The organism is Vreelandella mediterranea, from assembly GCF_970647075.1.
In genome coordinates, this window is sequence record NZ_OZ310198.1 from 1,116,696 (window position 1) to 1,130,198 (window position 13,503).

Sequence of the window (13,503 nt, forward strand, 5' to 3'; positions counted from 1 at the left end):
ATCAAGCGCCGAGGCGCTTGATTTTAGCATTCATGGGCCATGCGGGCATGGCCCAATCGGCACGGGTAAGCCAAATGCGATGCGCTTACTCGGCGCTGCCTTCTTCGCCTTCGCCTTCGCCTTCACCTTCTTCACCTTCTTCCTCTTCAATACGATCCTTGATCTCGGTAATGTTGAGGATGGCGTGGTCGTGCCCTTCACCGTGGGCCAGGTCGACCGACGAGACGCCAGCCGGCAAGCTCAGGTCGGACAGGTGCAGGGTGGTACCCAGCTCGACGCTTGCGATGTCGATTTCCAGGTAGTCCGGCAGATCTTTCGGCAAGCAGCTGATGGCTACTTCGTTGGCCATGACGTGCAGTTCGCCGCCCTGGTCCTTGATGCCGACACACTTCTCTTCGCCAGTCACGTGCAGCGGCACGTTCATGGTGATTTCGTGAGTGGCGTCAACGCGCATGAAGTCGGCGTGAGTCAGAAGCGGCTTGTAGGGGTGACGCTGAAGGTCACGCACGACAACCTGCTCTTCTTTACCGTCGATGACCAGGGTGATCACTGAGGAGAAGAAGGATTCGTCTTCGATCGCCTTGTAGAACGCGGTTTTTTCGACAGCGATAGACGCCGGTGCTTTCTCGCCACCGTAGATGACGGCGGGAACTTGCTGGTTCGCACGACGCAGGCGGCGGCTCGCACCTTTCCCCAGGTCGTTACGAATGTCGGCTTTCAGAGTAAAATCGGACATGTTGGTGCCTCATGGTTTAAGTAAGAAAGCCCCGCCGACCGCGACCAGGCGACGACGCTTTCAAGGCCCCAGAAGGGGGCTTTATCGTCAGGCAGTTCCGCTATTAGTGGAACATCGCGCTGACAGATTCTTCGTTGCTGACCCGGCGGATCGCTTCCGCAATCAGGCCGGCAACGCTCAACTGGCGAATTTTTCCGCTGCGACGAGCATGCTCGGCCAGCGGAATAGTGTCGGCCACGACCACTTCATCCAGTACAGAGTTCGTGATGTTGTCGATGGCAGGGCCAGACAAAATCGGGTGTGTTGCGTAGGCGACCACGCGGGCGGCGCCGCGGTCCTTGAGCGCTTCACCGGCTTTACAAAGGGTACCGGCGGTGTCGATCATGTCGTCGACCACCACGCAGGTGCGCCCTTCGATTTCACCGATGATGTGCATCACCTGGGCCTGGTTGGCCTGAGGGCGGCGCTTATCGATGATCGCAAGGTCGGCGTTGAGCTGTTTGGCGATGGCCCGAGCGCGCACCACGCCGCCTACATCCGGGGATACCACGACCAGGTCGTCGTAGTTTTGACGCTCGATATCGTCGAGCAGAATCGGCGAGCCGTAGACGTTGTCCACCGGCACATCGAAAAAGCCCTGGATCTGGTCGGCGTGCAGGTCCATCGTCATCACGCGGTCGACCCCGGCCTTGACCATCATGTCGGCCACGACCTTGGCCGAGATGGGCACGCGGGCAGAGCGCACGCGGCGATCCTGACGGGCGTAGCCAAAGTAGGGGAGTACCGCGGTAATGCGCGTCGCCGAAGCGCGGCGCAGCGCGTCAACCATCAGGATCAGTTCCATCAGGTTGTCATTGGTCGGAGCGCAGGTGGACTGAAGAATGAATACATCCTTGCCTCGCACGTTCTCATTGATCTCGACGGCAATCTCGCCGTCGCTGAACTGACCCACCGTGGCGTTGCCCATACGGCTGTCGAGGCTTTCAGCCACTTTACGAGCGAGTTCGGGATTGGCATTCCCGGTGAAAACCATCAATTTTGACACGCGCAGCCACCTTTGCAGTGTTGGGGATCAGGGGAGAAAACGATAGATCATGGTTAGGTTGGCTGGGGTACCAGGATTCGAACCTGGGAATGCCGCTACCAAAAAGCGGTGCCTTACCACTTGGCGATACCCCAACGATGACCTAATGTGATGACCGGGCGCTTTCAGCCGCCCAGCGCATCGTGTAGAGGAGAGGTGTTTAGCCCACGAGCCACCCATGCCTGATAGCGCTGACCCGCCTTGTCGGCGACGGCTTTCGCGGCGTGCTCTGTTTCGAACGTTGCAAACAAACAAGCGCCGGTGCCGGTCACGCGGCTTGGCGCATACTGACCAAGCCACTCTAGCGCGCAAGCGATCGGCGGATAGCGTTTTTTGACCGTTGCTTCACAGTCGTTACGCCACGTGGCCGCTCCCCCCTGCAGTGCGCGCGCCATAGTAATGGGGCGGCTTGCGCGTGTCAATTCCGGGTCTTGAAAGATCACGGGGGTCGAGACGCTCACGCCGGGGTGAAGGACCACGAACCAGGGGGTGTCCAGGTCGACGGGCGTGAGCTCTTCACCCACGCCCTCGGCCCAAGCGCTGTGGCCGTGAACGAATACCGGCACGTCCGCGCCCAGCGAAAGGCCAATTCGGGCAAGCTCGGTGGGGGTAAGGCCAAGGTTCCAGAGCCGGTTGAGTCCAACCAGTGCGGTGGCGGCGTTAGAGCTTCCGCCACCGAGCCCGCCGCCCAGGGGGAGGCGCTTGGTGAGCGAAAGGTCCACCCCAAGCTTCGGACTTTGGCGGTACGCAACGAGTTTACGCGCCGCGCGCACGATCAGGTTGTCGTCGAAACTGACCCCCTCGACGGCGCCCTCCAGCGTGATGGCGCCGTCATCGCGCAGGCCAAGCGTCAGCTCGTCGCACACATCGATAAACTGAAACAGCGTCTGCAGAGTATGGTAGCCATCCTCGCGACGGCCGGTAATGTGCAGCATACGGTTGAGCTTCGCCGGGGCCAAAAGCGTCAGTTGCTCACCGGCGGTATCGTTACTCACGGGGCTTGCTCCTCGTCATCCCGGGGGCGCCACTGGTTGACCACCAGCGTGATGCGTACTTCATCGACGCTCATGACCAGCCGGCGCGGCAGCCACATGTCGTCCACTTCTTCCCAGTCGCGGTAGTCGATTTCCCAGCCGTCCTGTTCAAGGTGGCTTGGAAAGCCCAGCGCGTCGGTTTCGAGCTGGTAGCTCGAATCATCGCCTGGCAGGCCACGCACCCAGTCGGGCATGGCGCGAACCGGCAGCGACCAACCCAGTTGCTCCTCCATGAGCGCTTCCGGCGTTTCGGCTTCGAAACGGCCTTCGCCGGTGGTCAGCGAAAAGCGGCCTTCGCGGCCTTCCAGCACGCTACGTCCGCCGCCGAAGGGGCCGCTGATCAACATGCGAAAATAAAACGGGGTCTGGTTCCAGTCCAGGTTGGCGCTGGTGTTCTCCTGGGGGGTGCGCAGTCCGGCCTTGCCGACCAGCGTCCAGCTATCGAAAGCTTCCACCTCGGCCTGCTGGCGCTCCCACTGGCCCGCCTGGCGGCCGCTTTCATCCATGGGCGCTTGGGTGGCGCACCCGGCCAGTATCAAAAGCGCCGCGCCGGTTAGAAGGGCGCGGGCGGGCCGGGGGCAGGCGTGGCCCAGCGAGATAGTCGAGCGGGTGGTCAGCATAGCGAAACTCCATATCGGTGGTGCGTCTTGAATCGTTCAAGAAAAGTCGTTAACGAGGCCTGTCTAAAAAGGCCTTATAAAAGAAGCCGTATAAAAGGGGGCACATAAACCCGAGTGTTCAGGGCGCGCCGAGTTCCGGGTGGCGCTCGAGCAGTTCAAGAATCGCGGGGTGCTCGCCATTGCGGGTCTGAAAGCGGCGCACCAGGGTTTGGGCTTCATCAATGCGCCCCAGGGCATGCAGTACCTCGGCCAGGTGCGCGGCCACTTCCTGGTCGGGCATCTGCGCGTAGGCGCTTTCGAGCCAGTCCAGGGCGTTGGCTGGCTCGCCCATCTTGAAATGGACCCAGCCCATGCTGTCCAGAATCGCCGGGTTATCCGGCTCCAGCTGGTAGGCGCGCTCGATCAGCTCGCGGGCCTCATCGAGGCGCTCGGGCAAATCGGCGTCGGCCAGCGTGTAGCCCAGCGCGTTGAGCGCGGCGGCGTTTTCCGGTTCGGCGCGAATGACCTGGCGTAAATCGCGCTCCATGGCCTCGAGGCCGTCGCGCTCGAAGGCACGCATCGCCCTCAAATAGCGCAGGCCGGTATCCGTCGGGGTGCGCGCGACTTCACGGTCCAGCAAGGCATCTGCCTCATCGGCCAGGTTTTCGGCGTCGAGTAGCTGCACTTCCAGCAGTACCAGGTCGTTGAAGTAGGCGTCAAAGCGCATCCGCTCGATGCGCAAAAACGCCTGGGCATCGAGCAGCCGATCCGCATCGATCAGCATCTGGGCGGCGGTAGCGCGGGCGGCGAGAAACTCATTGCCCTCGTGTACCTGACGGTAGTAGATCAAGGCGTTATCGATATCGCCCTGGGATTGCGTGATGGCGCCCAGCAGGTAGTAGGCCAGATCGGGAATGTTCTGCTCGCCGATCAGTGGCTGTAAAAGACGGTAGGCGGGCTCTTCGTGGCCCTCTTCCAGATAGAGCTGGGCCAGGGCGACGCGAAGCTCGTGGCCGCCGCCGTGGCGTTCGAGCAGCGCATTGGTCTGTTCTTCGGCGGCGGCGATGTCGTTAAGACGAATGTTGGCTTGCGCGAGCATCAGGATAAAGCGGACGTCATCCGGGGCGAGCAGTAACCCTTGTTGTGCGGCGTAGCGTGCCCTTGTGTGGTCGCCGGTTTCGAGCGCAAGCTGTGCCCTGGCAAGCCATAAGGCATCGGATTCCGGGGCCTGCTGGGCTACCTGATCCAGGCGTGTTTGGGCCTGGTGGGTATTGCCAAGCGCCGCTTCGATCAACGCGGTACCCAGCAGCACGTCCGTTTGCGCTTCGAGTTCCGCCTCGGTGGGGCTAATCCGAGCGCTATCGTCCAGGTAATCGCGAAGCGGGCGGATCAACAGCCCAAGCGGCGCCTCTTCGGCCAAGGCGAGCTGGGCAAAGGAGGTGATGTCGCCGTTGCCCCCCGCCGAGACGATCGCTAGCCGCTGTTCCAGGCTGTCCAGCCAGTCGCCGCGGGAAAGCGAAAGTGTGGCCAAAAACTGATTGGGCCCCTGGGCCTCGGGGGCAAGCTCGCGCCAGCGAAGCGCCGAGGTTTCCATCAAGGCGGTGTCGTTGCCAAAGCGGGCAGCGAAGGTCGCGCGCTCGGCAAGCGCTGACACCGGGTAGCGCTCGGAGGCCGCCAGGTAGCCGCGGCTTGCGCGGCTGAAGTCGCCGCGCTGGCCGGCCATTTCGGCGGTCAGCAGCGTACGCAGGCCCTCGGCGTCCAGCCCGCGGGTAATCGGCGGTGCGGAGGCCATGGGGTCGCTTAGGTAGGCGGGTAATCCACCGTCCAGGTTCGAAGGCGTCGCCTGGCAGCCGCTTAACAGCAGCGTGGCCGCCAGGGGCCAGCGGGGTAACCCCCTAAATGTCGCGCGAAAGGGCATGCGTGTCTCAATCCAGTGGCCGAATGGTCAGCATAGCGGCTTGCAGGCCTGCGGCAAAGTGGTGACGCCAGAACCGGGTGGTTTGTGGTAGAATGCTACACCTTGAAAACGATTCGTGTCAGCGCAATTTCAAGTCGAGCTGGCTTGGCTTTCATGCCACATGACTCGTCCGTTAAAGAGTCGAGCATACGTTTATTCACGACCGATCCACTAGCGAAGACGCATAACGCATGACGCTTCTTGCCTTGGGAATAAATCATCGTACGGCCAGCGTGGCGGTACGTGAGCAGGTGGCCTTTACCCCCTCGCAGCTTGAAAGCGCGCTGGGCGAGCTTCGCTGCCTGCCACATGTAAGCGAAGCGGCGGTGCTCTCGACGTGTAACCGGACTGAGCTTTACTGCGTTACCAACGCCGCCGGCGAGCAGGTGGTGCTCGATTGGCTGAGCCGCTTTCACAACCTGCGCGTGGAGGACCTGGCGCGCAGTGCTTACCACTACCTGGACGACGATGCCGCTCGCCACCTGATGCGCGTCGCCGTGGGGCTCGACTCGATGGTGCTGGGCGAGCCGCAGATACTTGGCCAGCTCAAGGACGCCTACCAACAGGCGCGTAGCGCCAAGGGGCTGGGCGGCGAACTCGAGCGCCTTTTTCAGCATACCTTTGCCGTGGCTAAACAGGTGCGCACCGAAACCGGTATCGGTAAGAACCCGGTGTCGGTGGCCTACGCCGCGGTGAGCATGGCCAGCCGCATTTTTGACGATTTCAGCCAGGCAAGCGCTTTGTTGATCGGGGCCGGTGAGACCATCGAACTCGTGGCTCGCCATCTCAACGAGGCCGGGGTGCGTAATTTAACGGTCGCCAACCGCACCCGCGAGCGCGCGCTGGGGGTGGCCGCCGGGCTGGGCGGTGAAGCCATCACGCTGCCCGAAATTCCCGCCGCGCTCGAAAAAGCCGATATCGTGATCTCCTCGACCGCCTCGCCGCTGCCGATTCTTGGCAAGGGGATGGTCGAACGCGCGCTCAAAAAGCGCCGCCATCGACCGGTGTTCATGGTGGATATCGCCGTTCCCCGGGATATCGAGCCCGAAGTCGGCGAGCTGGCCGATGTGTTTTTATATACCGTCGATGACCTGGAAGAGGTGATCGAAGAGAACCGCCGACACCGCCAGGTGGCCGCCGACCAGGCCGAATCGCTGATCGAGCACGGCGTCGACAGCTGGGAGCAGGATCGCCGGCTGCGCGGCGGCGGCGAGCTGATTCGCGACTACCGCCGCCACGGTGAGGCGCTGCGTGACGAAAGCCGCGATCAGGCACTGGAGCGCCTTGCCCGTGGCGAAGACCCGGCCAAAGTGGTCGAGCGCCTGGCGCACCAGCTGGCCAACCGGTTCATGCACCAGCCGACCCTGGCCCTTCGCGAAGCGGCCTCTCAACAACACCACGAAGTGCTGAGTGCGGCGCCGCGCGTGCTGCTTCCCTCCAAGCCCGCGTTCGAGACACCCGCGCCCTCGGCTAAACGCCAGAAGGATGATACGCCCGCATGAAAGAGACGTTGCGCCAACGCCTGGACAGTTTCGCCGACCGCTTTGAAGAGCTGGCAATGCTGCTATCCGACCCGGAAGTGATCAGCAACCAGCAGCACTTTCGCGATTACTCCCGCGAGTACGCGGAGCTCGAAGAGCTGGTCGCTGCCTGGCAGCGCTACCGCGAAGTAGAAGAAAACATCGCCAACGCCGAAACGCTCAGCCACGACAGTGACCCGGAAATGCGCGAGCTGGCCGAGATGGAAATCCAGGACGGCCGCGAGCAGCTGGAAAACCTCGATATCGAGCTCAAGCGTCTTTTGGTACCCAAGGACCCGGACGATAACCGTGGCGTGTATCTGGAAGTGCGCGCCGGTACCGGTGGTGACGAAGCGGCGATTTTCGCCGGTGACCTGTTTCGCATGTACTCGCGCTACGCCGAGAAACGCGGCTGGCGCGTGGAAGTGGTTAGCGCCAGCCACGGGGAGCAGGGCGGCTATAAAGAAGTGATCTCCCGGGTAAAGGGCGACGGCGTCTATGCGCGGCTCAAGTTCGAGTCCGGCGCCCACCGCGTGCAGCGCGTACCCGCCACCGAGTCCCAGGGGCGTATCCACACCTCCGCCTGTACGGTGGCGGTAATGCCCGAGGTCGAGGATGTCGGCGATGTCGATATCAACCCCTCTGACTTGCGCGTGGATACCTACCGCTCGAGCGGCGCTGGTGGTCAGCACGTCAACACCACCGACTCGGCGATTCGTATTACCCACCTGCCCACCGGCGTGGTCGTGGAGTGTCAGGAAGAGCGCAGCCAGCATAAAAACCGCGCCAAGGCGATGTCGCTATTGGCCGCCAAACTCAAGCGCAACGCCGTGGATTCTCAGCGCCAGGAGCAGGCCGACGCGCGCCGTTCGCTGGTCGGCTCGGGGGATCGCAGTGAGCGTATCCGCACCTATAACTTCCCCCAGGGGCGGATTACCGACCACCGCATCAATCTGACGCTTTATAAGCTTCTGGATGTGGTCAGCGGCGAGCAGCTCGATGAAGTCGTCGAACCGCTGATTCACGAGTACCAGGCCGAGCAGCTTTCCGCCCTACAGGACGCTTGATGACCTTCGATGCGCTGCTGGGCGCGGCGGCCAGGCGCCTGGCGGCGGCGGGCTCTGGCTCGCCGCGTTTGGATGCGGACGTGCTGATGATCCACGCGACCGGGCAAAGCCGTACCTGGCTGTACACCTGGGGGGATAAAACCTGCCCCCCTTGGCAGCACGCCCGTTTTGACGCCCTCATCGCCGCCCGGGCCCAGGGGCAGCCGGTGGCGTATTTGACCGGTGAGCGGGAATTCTGGGGCTTGAGCCTGACCACGTCGCGGCACACGCTGATTCCCCGCCCGGACACCGAGACCCTGGTCGAGGCCGCGCTTGCCCGCGCCGGGGCAGGCCAGGGGCAGTTTCTGGACCTGGGGACCGGCACCGGCGCCATCGCGCTGGCCTTTGCAAGCGAACGCCCTGGCTGGCAGGTGGCCGGGCTCGATATCCGCTCGGAGGCCGTTGAGCTTGCTCGGCACAACGCTGCGCGGCTGGCGCTTGAGAACGCTAGCTTTGCGCAAAGCGACTGGTTTAAGGCGCTCGAAAAGCCCAGCGACGCGCCCCGCTTTGATATCATCGCCAGCAACCCGCCCTATATCGATGAGCGTGACCCGCACCTGGGCCTGGGCGATGTGCGTTTCGAGCCGCGCTCGGCGCTGGTGGCAAAAAACGCGGGCCTGGCCGACCTGATGCATCTGGTGTGCGCCGCCCGGGGCTACTTGAACGCCGAGGGCTGGCTCATGCTGGAGCACGGCTATCGCCAGGCGCGGGAGGTGCGCCAGGCGCTTGCCGAGGCAGGCTATGCAAGCGTTGAAAGCATCGCCGATTTGCACGGGCACGCGCGGGTGACGCTAGGGCAGATTTGCTAGCATCGATCTATTGCCATGGATGTGTCATGAAGTCTAAAAACAGAACGCTGGACCGGATCGACCTGCGCATTCTGCGCGTGCTTCAGGATAATGCGCGCATCTCCTACGTCGATCTGGCCGCCGAGGTGGGGCTCTCGACCACGCCGTGCCTCGAGCGCGTCAAACGCCTTGAACGTTCCGGCGTCATTCGCGGCTATAAGGCCATGCTGGACCCTCAGGCGCTCAAGGCGAACCTGCTCGTCTTTGTCGAGATCAGTCTGGAGACCCAGTCGCCTGCGGTGTTCGATGAATTCCGCCGCGCGGTGGAGACGCTGCCGCAGATTCAGGAGTGTCACCTGGTGTCCGGGCAGTTCGATTACATTTTAAAGTGCCGGATCCCGGAAATGTCGGCGTACCGGCAGCTGCTGGGCGATGTGGTACTCACTTTGCCCGGGGTGAAGGAGTCTAAAAGCTACGTCGTCATGGAGGAGGTCAAGGAAAGCTTTAGCTTGTATGTACCCGAATCCAGCGAGTTCGAGGAGCCCTAGCCCATGATGGATGACCAGGCGCTACTGCGCTATAGCCGCCAGATCATGCTCGACGAGATCGATATCGAGGGACAGCAGCGCCTGCTGGGCGCTCATGCGCTGATCATCGGCGCCGGCGGGCTCGGTTCGCCGGTAGCGCTCTACCTGGCGGCGGCGGGGGTGGGGCGTATCACCCTGGCCGACGCCGATGCGGTCGAGCTCTCCAATCTGCAGCGCCAGATTGCCCATCGACACGACAGTGTCGGCCAGAACAAGGCTGCCTCGGCCCGGGCGAGTATGCTCGCCGTGAACCCCACCTGCGAGGTAACCGCGCTCGAGCGCCACCTGGGCGAGGCTGAGCTAGAAACGCTTGCCGCCTCCGTGGATGTGGTACTCGACTGCACCGATCGTTTCTCCAGCCGCTACGCGATCAATGCCGCCTGTCAGGCCGCCGGCGTGGCGCTGGTATCCGGCGCGGCGATTCGCTTTTCCGGACAGCTGGCGGTTTTCGACCCGCGCGACGCCCAAAGCCCCTGCTATGCCTGCCTCTACCCGCCGGACGACAGCGGCGACGAGGCGTTGAGCTGTGCTGAAAGCGGCGTGGTAGCGCCGCTGGTCGGGCTTATCGGGACGTTTCAGGCGCTCGAGGCCGTGAAGCTATTAAGCGGCGCCGGGCAGGTGCACCGCGGGCTCTCCACCTTCGATGGGCTCGCCGGTCGCTGGCGCCACTTTCAGGTGCCGCGGGACCCCGAATGCCCGGTATGCTCTTCTGCCACGACGATCTCCCGTTCTTGACCCAGCGATAACAAAAGGGTACTCCCATGGCGAAATCCGCCGGCTCGAAGAGCTTAAGCCAAGCCAGGCGCGCCCAGCGCGCGCGCAAACAGCAAACCGTCAAACCCGCCTTTCAGGTGCCCCTGCTAGAGGAGGCGGCCAGGCCGACTGCGCAAGCGCTCATGCCGCTGAGCGACGCCCTGGCCGCCGCTCGCAAGGCGCTGAACGAGGCGCTCGAAGGTGGCGCCGAGCAAACGCCGGAGGCGCCGCTGCATGTGTTCGTCTCTGTCACCGACGGTACAAGGCGCGCCGCCGTGGTCAACGCCTGCGCGCCGACCCAGGCTACGCTCTGGCAGGCCCTCGAAAGCGCGCTCGCGGCGCACTACGCGCTCGACACCCCGGTGCGCTGGCTGCGCCTGGACTGGACCCGGACGCTGACCGCTCATACCTGGGAGAGCCTGGCCGCTGAGCTCAAGCGGCACAAGCGTAACTATTTTCGTCGTGGTATCGCGCTGGACCCTGACGTGAAGATGGCCTTCCTGGAGCAGGAGCTCAATGCCAACGCCATGCTCTATACCGGGAGCAAGGTGCCTCACGCCGAGCTCAACCAGGGCAATTTTCTACGCTATGCTCGCGAGCGCTTTGGCCGCGAGGTTGAGATAGCCTTCGAACCGAGCCAGCCGGTGTACACCTTCACGACCGAGTCGCTGCTCATCGAGCCTGACCAAACGCCCCGTCGCCTTTTGGGCTACACCGGCGGGAAAGAGGGCCGTTCTACCGGCCGGCGCCTCGTCGAACCCCTAACCCCGGACACCACCGGGGCGCTAATCGAGGACGCCAGCCAGTTTCTCGCCGCCCAGGTCGAGCCGAACGGGCGCTTTATTTACGGCCTTCATCCCTGTTTCGATCGACTGGTAGCCGGCTACAACACGCTGCGCCACGCCAGCAGTATTTACAGCATGCTCGAGGCCTGGGAAGTCACCCAAAGCGAGTCGCTCAAGCACGCCATCGACCGGGCGCTTGAGTACCTCACTACGCAGCTTTTGCAGCGCTTCGAGCATTTAGGCGAGCACGTTACGTATTTGCTGGAGGAGAACAGCGAGATCAAGCTGGGGGGCAGCGGGGTGACGCTGCTGGCGCTTTCAAAATACACCGAACTTACCGGCGATGAGCGCTACCTGGCGCTAATGGAAGAAGTGGCGCTGGGGATTCGCCAATTGCAGCTCGAAAATGGCGGCTTTAGCCACGTGCTCAACGCAGCCGATCTAAGCGTGAAAGATGATTTTAGAATCATCTACTACGATGGTGAGGCCGCGTTCGGCCTCATGCGTCTGTACGGCTTGACCCGGGATGAGCGCTGGCTTGCGGTGGTCGAGCGCGCCTTCGAGTACTTTATCGACCAAAAGCACTGGAAAGCCCACGATCACTGGCTTAGCTACTGCGTCAACGAGCTGACCCTTTACCGCCCAGAAGAGCGCTACTACCGCTTCGGACTACAAAACGTGGCCGGTTATCTGGACTTCGTGGAAGGGCGGATCACCACCTTTCCCACGCTTTTAGAGCTGATGATGGCGGCGCACAAGATGATTACGCGCCTGCAAAAAATACCTGAATATCATCATCTTTTAGCGCTGATCGACCTTAGGTACTTCTACCGGGCCCTTGAGAAACGCGCCCACTATCTGCTCAACGGCCACTTCTGGCCCGAGTACGCGATGTACTTCAAGAATCCGCAGCGCATCGTGGGCAGTTTCTTTATACGCCACCACAGCTTTCGCGTGCGTATCGACGATGTCGAGCACTACCTCTCCGGGTTCGTGGCCTATTTGCTGCACTATTTAAGCGGCGATTTTACCGCCCTGGAAAAAGGCCGGCCGGCCGAGGAAGAAGTGAATACCCGCCCGCCAGCCCCTTTCCCGCAGGCGGATAGCCCTTCTTTTATCAGTGAAGGTAACTGGACCAGCCAGGACGTGGCGGCGGCCAGCGAAGGGCGCTGGATAACAAGGCCGGGTTCCGTGCGCTGGCGTGCGACGGGGCTGAGCTTCAATATCAAAACGATGGCACCAGGCCATATGGTGGTCGTCAGAACGGATCAAAGGCCTCTGGGGATTCACGTCGATTTTCTCGATAAGCTGCCTTACAAGCCACAATTGCTGATCGCCCAGGCGCCTGTCGATAGGGCGGCGCTTGAGAAACACGCCATTCCCATTTATGAAGTAGCCGATACCGGCCAGGCGGTTCTGGATTTGGGAGGCTTCGCCCGGCAAAAACTCGCAGGCAAGGTGATTGGCGTTACGGGAAGCGCGGGTAAGACGACCGCTATCAACATGCTGCACCAGCTGCTTTCGCTTTGGGGAGAGACCGGCGCCACCCGCCATAGCGCCAACCTTCCCTATGGCATCGCCTGGACGCTGGCTTCCGTTCCCTGGCAGGCGCGCTTTCACGTCATCGAAATGGCCATTGGCCGTATGCGCCAGAACTCCGCGCTGGCGCGGCCGGATATAGCCGTGTTTCTCAATGCGGGGCCGGCTCACCTCGAATACCACGGAACAGTCGAGCAGGTAGCGCTTCGTAAAAGCCGTATATTTGAGGCAATGCGCCCCGGTGGCCAAGCGATCATCAATCGCGATATGGCGCAGTGGCCGGCGGTCCAGGCCGCTGCTCGCAAGCGTGCACTGAGTATCATTTCCTTTGGCTGCCACCCCGAGGCAACGATTCGCTGGGTCAATCCCGATGATTTACAAAAGCTCGAGATTACCTATTTGGACGAGCGGGTCAGTATCGACATGGCCGGGCGCGGCAGCCACTGGGCGATGAATATACTGGCGGCCTTTGGCGTGCTGATGGCGCTGGGGTTATCACCTCGTGAAGCGCTCCCTTTCGTTGGGCGGGTACTGCCGCCTCAAGGACGAGGCAGTCAGCGCCAGATTGCGTGGCAAGGCGGTGAGCTCTGCCTGCTAAACGACGCTTACAACGCAAACCCTCTCTCCATGAACGCCATGCTCTCCCAGGCTAGAAGTGTCCAGGCCCGGCGTAAGCATCTGGTGCTTGCGGATATGCTCGAACTGGGCGCGGATAGCCTCGCTTTGCACCAGGCACTAGTAGCGCCGATCATGGCCAGTGGCGCCGAGTCGGTATGGCTACTGGGCGAGCAAATGCAGACCCTATTACCTTATCTGACAGGACACATCGAGCGGGTGCAAGGCTTTGCGACCCGGCAGGCCCTTGTCGACGCGCTGGTGGCATCGCTCGAGCCTGGAGACTGGGTCGCTTTCAAGGGGTCCAACAAATTTGGCCTGAGCGATATCGCTCAAACCCTGGGCGACGAACAGGTACCATAAAAAAAGCCCGCAGGGAGCGCGGGCTGACGTCACGGTC

General features: G+C 62.3%; 11 protein-coding genes and 1 tRNA gene. 6 read left to right on the top strand and 6 right to left on the bottom strand.

Annotation, left to right across the window (positions count from 1 at the left end; all coding sequences use genetic code 11):
• Positions 1 to 85: 85 nt before the first annotated feature.
• The 6 genes from ACWFVE_RS05255 to ACWFVE_RS05280 all read right to left on the bottom strand — a co-directional run bounded on the left by ACWFVE_RS05255 (position 86) and on the right by ACWFVE_RS05280 (position 5,371).
• Entirely contained in the window at positions 86 to 736 is a 651-nt protein-coding gene (locus tag ACWFVE_RS05255; protein ID WP_447528230.1) for a 50S ribosomal protein L25/general stress protein Ctc, read from the bottom strand.
• A 103-nt stretch (positions 737 to 839) separates the two neighbouring features.
• A complete protein-coding gene (locus ACWFVE_RS05260) occupies positions 840 to 1,781 on the bottom strand; it encodes a ribose-phosphate pyrophosphokinase (RefSeq protein ID WP_447528231.1) in 942 nt (313 codons plus the stop codon).
• A gap of 59 nt (positions 1,782 to 1,840) precedes the next feature.
• Positions 1,841 to 1,915, bottom strand: a tRNA-Gln gene (locus ACWFVE_RS05265).
• A 30-nt stretch (positions 1,916 to 1,945) separates the two neighbouring features.
• Positions 1,946 to 2,815 (bottom strand): 4-(cytidine 5'-diphospho)-2-C-methyl-D-erythritol kinase, encoded by an 870-nt coding sequence (gene ispE, locus ACWFVE_RS05270; RefSeq protein ID WP_447528232.1) that lies wholly within the window; start codon positions 2,813 to 2,815, stop codon positions 1,946 to 1,948.
• Complete coding sequence (lolB, locus tag ACWFVE_RS05275; RefSeq protein ID WP_447528233.1) at positions 2,812 to 3,474, bottom strand: lipoprotein insertase outer membrane protein LolB; 663 nt, start codon at positions 3,472 to 3,474, stop codon at positions 2,812 to 2,814. Before lolB ends, ispE begins: the two co-directional genes overlap by 4 nt.
• Before the next feature lie 118 nt (positions 3,475 to 3,592).
• The gene (locus ACWFVE_RS05280) at positions 3,593 to 5,371 is read right to left on the bottom strand and encodes a tetratricopeptide repeat protein (protein WP_447528234.1); all 1,779 of its coding nucleotides are present in this window, start codon (positions 5,369 to 5,371) and stop codon (positions 3,593 to 3,595) included.
• A 230-nt stretch (positions 5,372 to 5,601) separates the two neighbouring features.
• On the opposite strand from ACWFVE_RS05280, the gene hemA reads away from it, so the two are divergent.
• The 6 genes from hemA to ACWFVE_RS05310 are packed head-to-tail and all read left to right on the top strand — an operon-like array spanning position 5,602 to position 13,466.
• A complete protein-coding gene (gene hemA / locus ACWFVE_RS05285; RefSeq protein WP_447528235.1) occupies positions 5,602 to 6,912 on the top strand; it encodes a glutamyl-tRNA reductase in 1,311 nt (436 codons plus the stop codon).
• Positions 6,909 to 7,997, top strand: coding sequence for a peptide chain release factor 1 (gene prfA, locus ACWFVE_RS05290; protein WP_447528236.1), 1,089 nt, complete (start codon positions 6,909 to 6,911; stop codon positions 7,995 to 7,997). Before hemA ends, prfA begins: the two co-directional genes overlap by 4 nt.
• Positions 7,997 to 8,845, top strand: a complete 849-nt coding sequence (gene prmC / locus ACWFVE_RS05295; RefSeq protein WP_447528237.1) for a peptide chain release factor N(5)-glutamine methyltransferase — start codon at positions 7,997 to 7,999, stop codon at positions 8,843 to 8,845. The genes prfA and prmC overlap by 1 nt, the downstream gene beginning before the upstream one ends.
• Positions 8,846 to 8,871: 26 nt before the next feature.
• On the top strand, positions 8,872 to 9,372 hold the full coding sequence (locus ACWFVE_RS05300; protein ID WP_447528238.1) for an Lrp/AsnC ligand binding domain-containing protein: 501 nt from the start codon (positions 8,872 to 8,874) through the stop codon (positions 9,370 to 9,372).
• Positions 9,373 to 9,375: 3 nt separating this feature from the next.
• Positions 9,376 to 10,146 (top strand): HesA/MoeB/ThiF family protein, encoded by a 771-nt coding sequence (locus ACWFVE_RS05305; protein ID WP_447528239.1) that lies wholly within the window; start codon positions 9,376 to 9,378, stop codon positions 10,144 to 10,146.
• A gap of 26 nt (positions 10,147 to 10,172) precedes the next feature.
• Positions 10,173 to 13,466, top strand: coding sequence for a Mur ligase family protein (locus tag ACWFVE_RS05310; protein ID WP_447528240.1), 3,294 nt, complete (start codon positions 10,173 to 10,175; stop codon positions 13,464 to 13,466).
• The last annotated feature ends 37 nt before the right edge of the window (positions 13,467 to 13,503 follow it).

Coding starts and splice junctions, on each gene's coding strand:
- ACWFVE_RS05255 (WP_447528230.1), bottom strand. CDS start 736: ATGTCCGATTTTACTCTGAAAGCCGACATTCGTAACGACCTGGGGAAA.
- lolB (WP_447528233.1), bottom strand. CDS start 3,474: ATGCTGACCACCCGCTCGACTATCTCGCTGGGCCACGCCTGCCCCCGG.
- ACWFVE_RS05280 (WP_447528234.1), bottom strand. CDS start 5,371: ATGCCCTTTCGCGCGACATTTAGGGGGTTACCCCGCTGGCCCCTGGCG.
- hemA (WP_447528235.1), top strand. CDS start 5,602: ATGACGCTTCTTGCCTTGGGAATAAATCATCGTACGGCCAGCGTGGCG.
- prfA (WP_447528236.1), top strand. CDS start 6,909: ATGAAAGAGACGTTGCGCCAACGCCTGGACAGTTTCGCCGACCGCTTT.
- prmC (WP_447528237.1), top strand. CDS start 7,997: ATGACCTTCGATGCGCTGCTGGGCGCGGCGGCCAGGCGCCTGGCGGCG.
- ACWFVE_RS05300 (WP_447528238.1), top strand. CDS start 8,872: ATGAAGTCTAAAAACAGAACGCTGGACCGGATCGACCTGCGCATTCTG.
- ACWFVE_RS05305 (WP_447528239.1), top strand. CDS start 9,376: ATGATGGATGACCAGGCGCTACTGCGCTATAGCCGCCAGATCATGCTC.
- ACWFVE_RS05310 (WP_447528240.1), top strand. CDS start 10,173: ATGGCGAAATCCGCCGGCTCGAAGAGCTTAAGCCAAGCCAGGCGCGCC.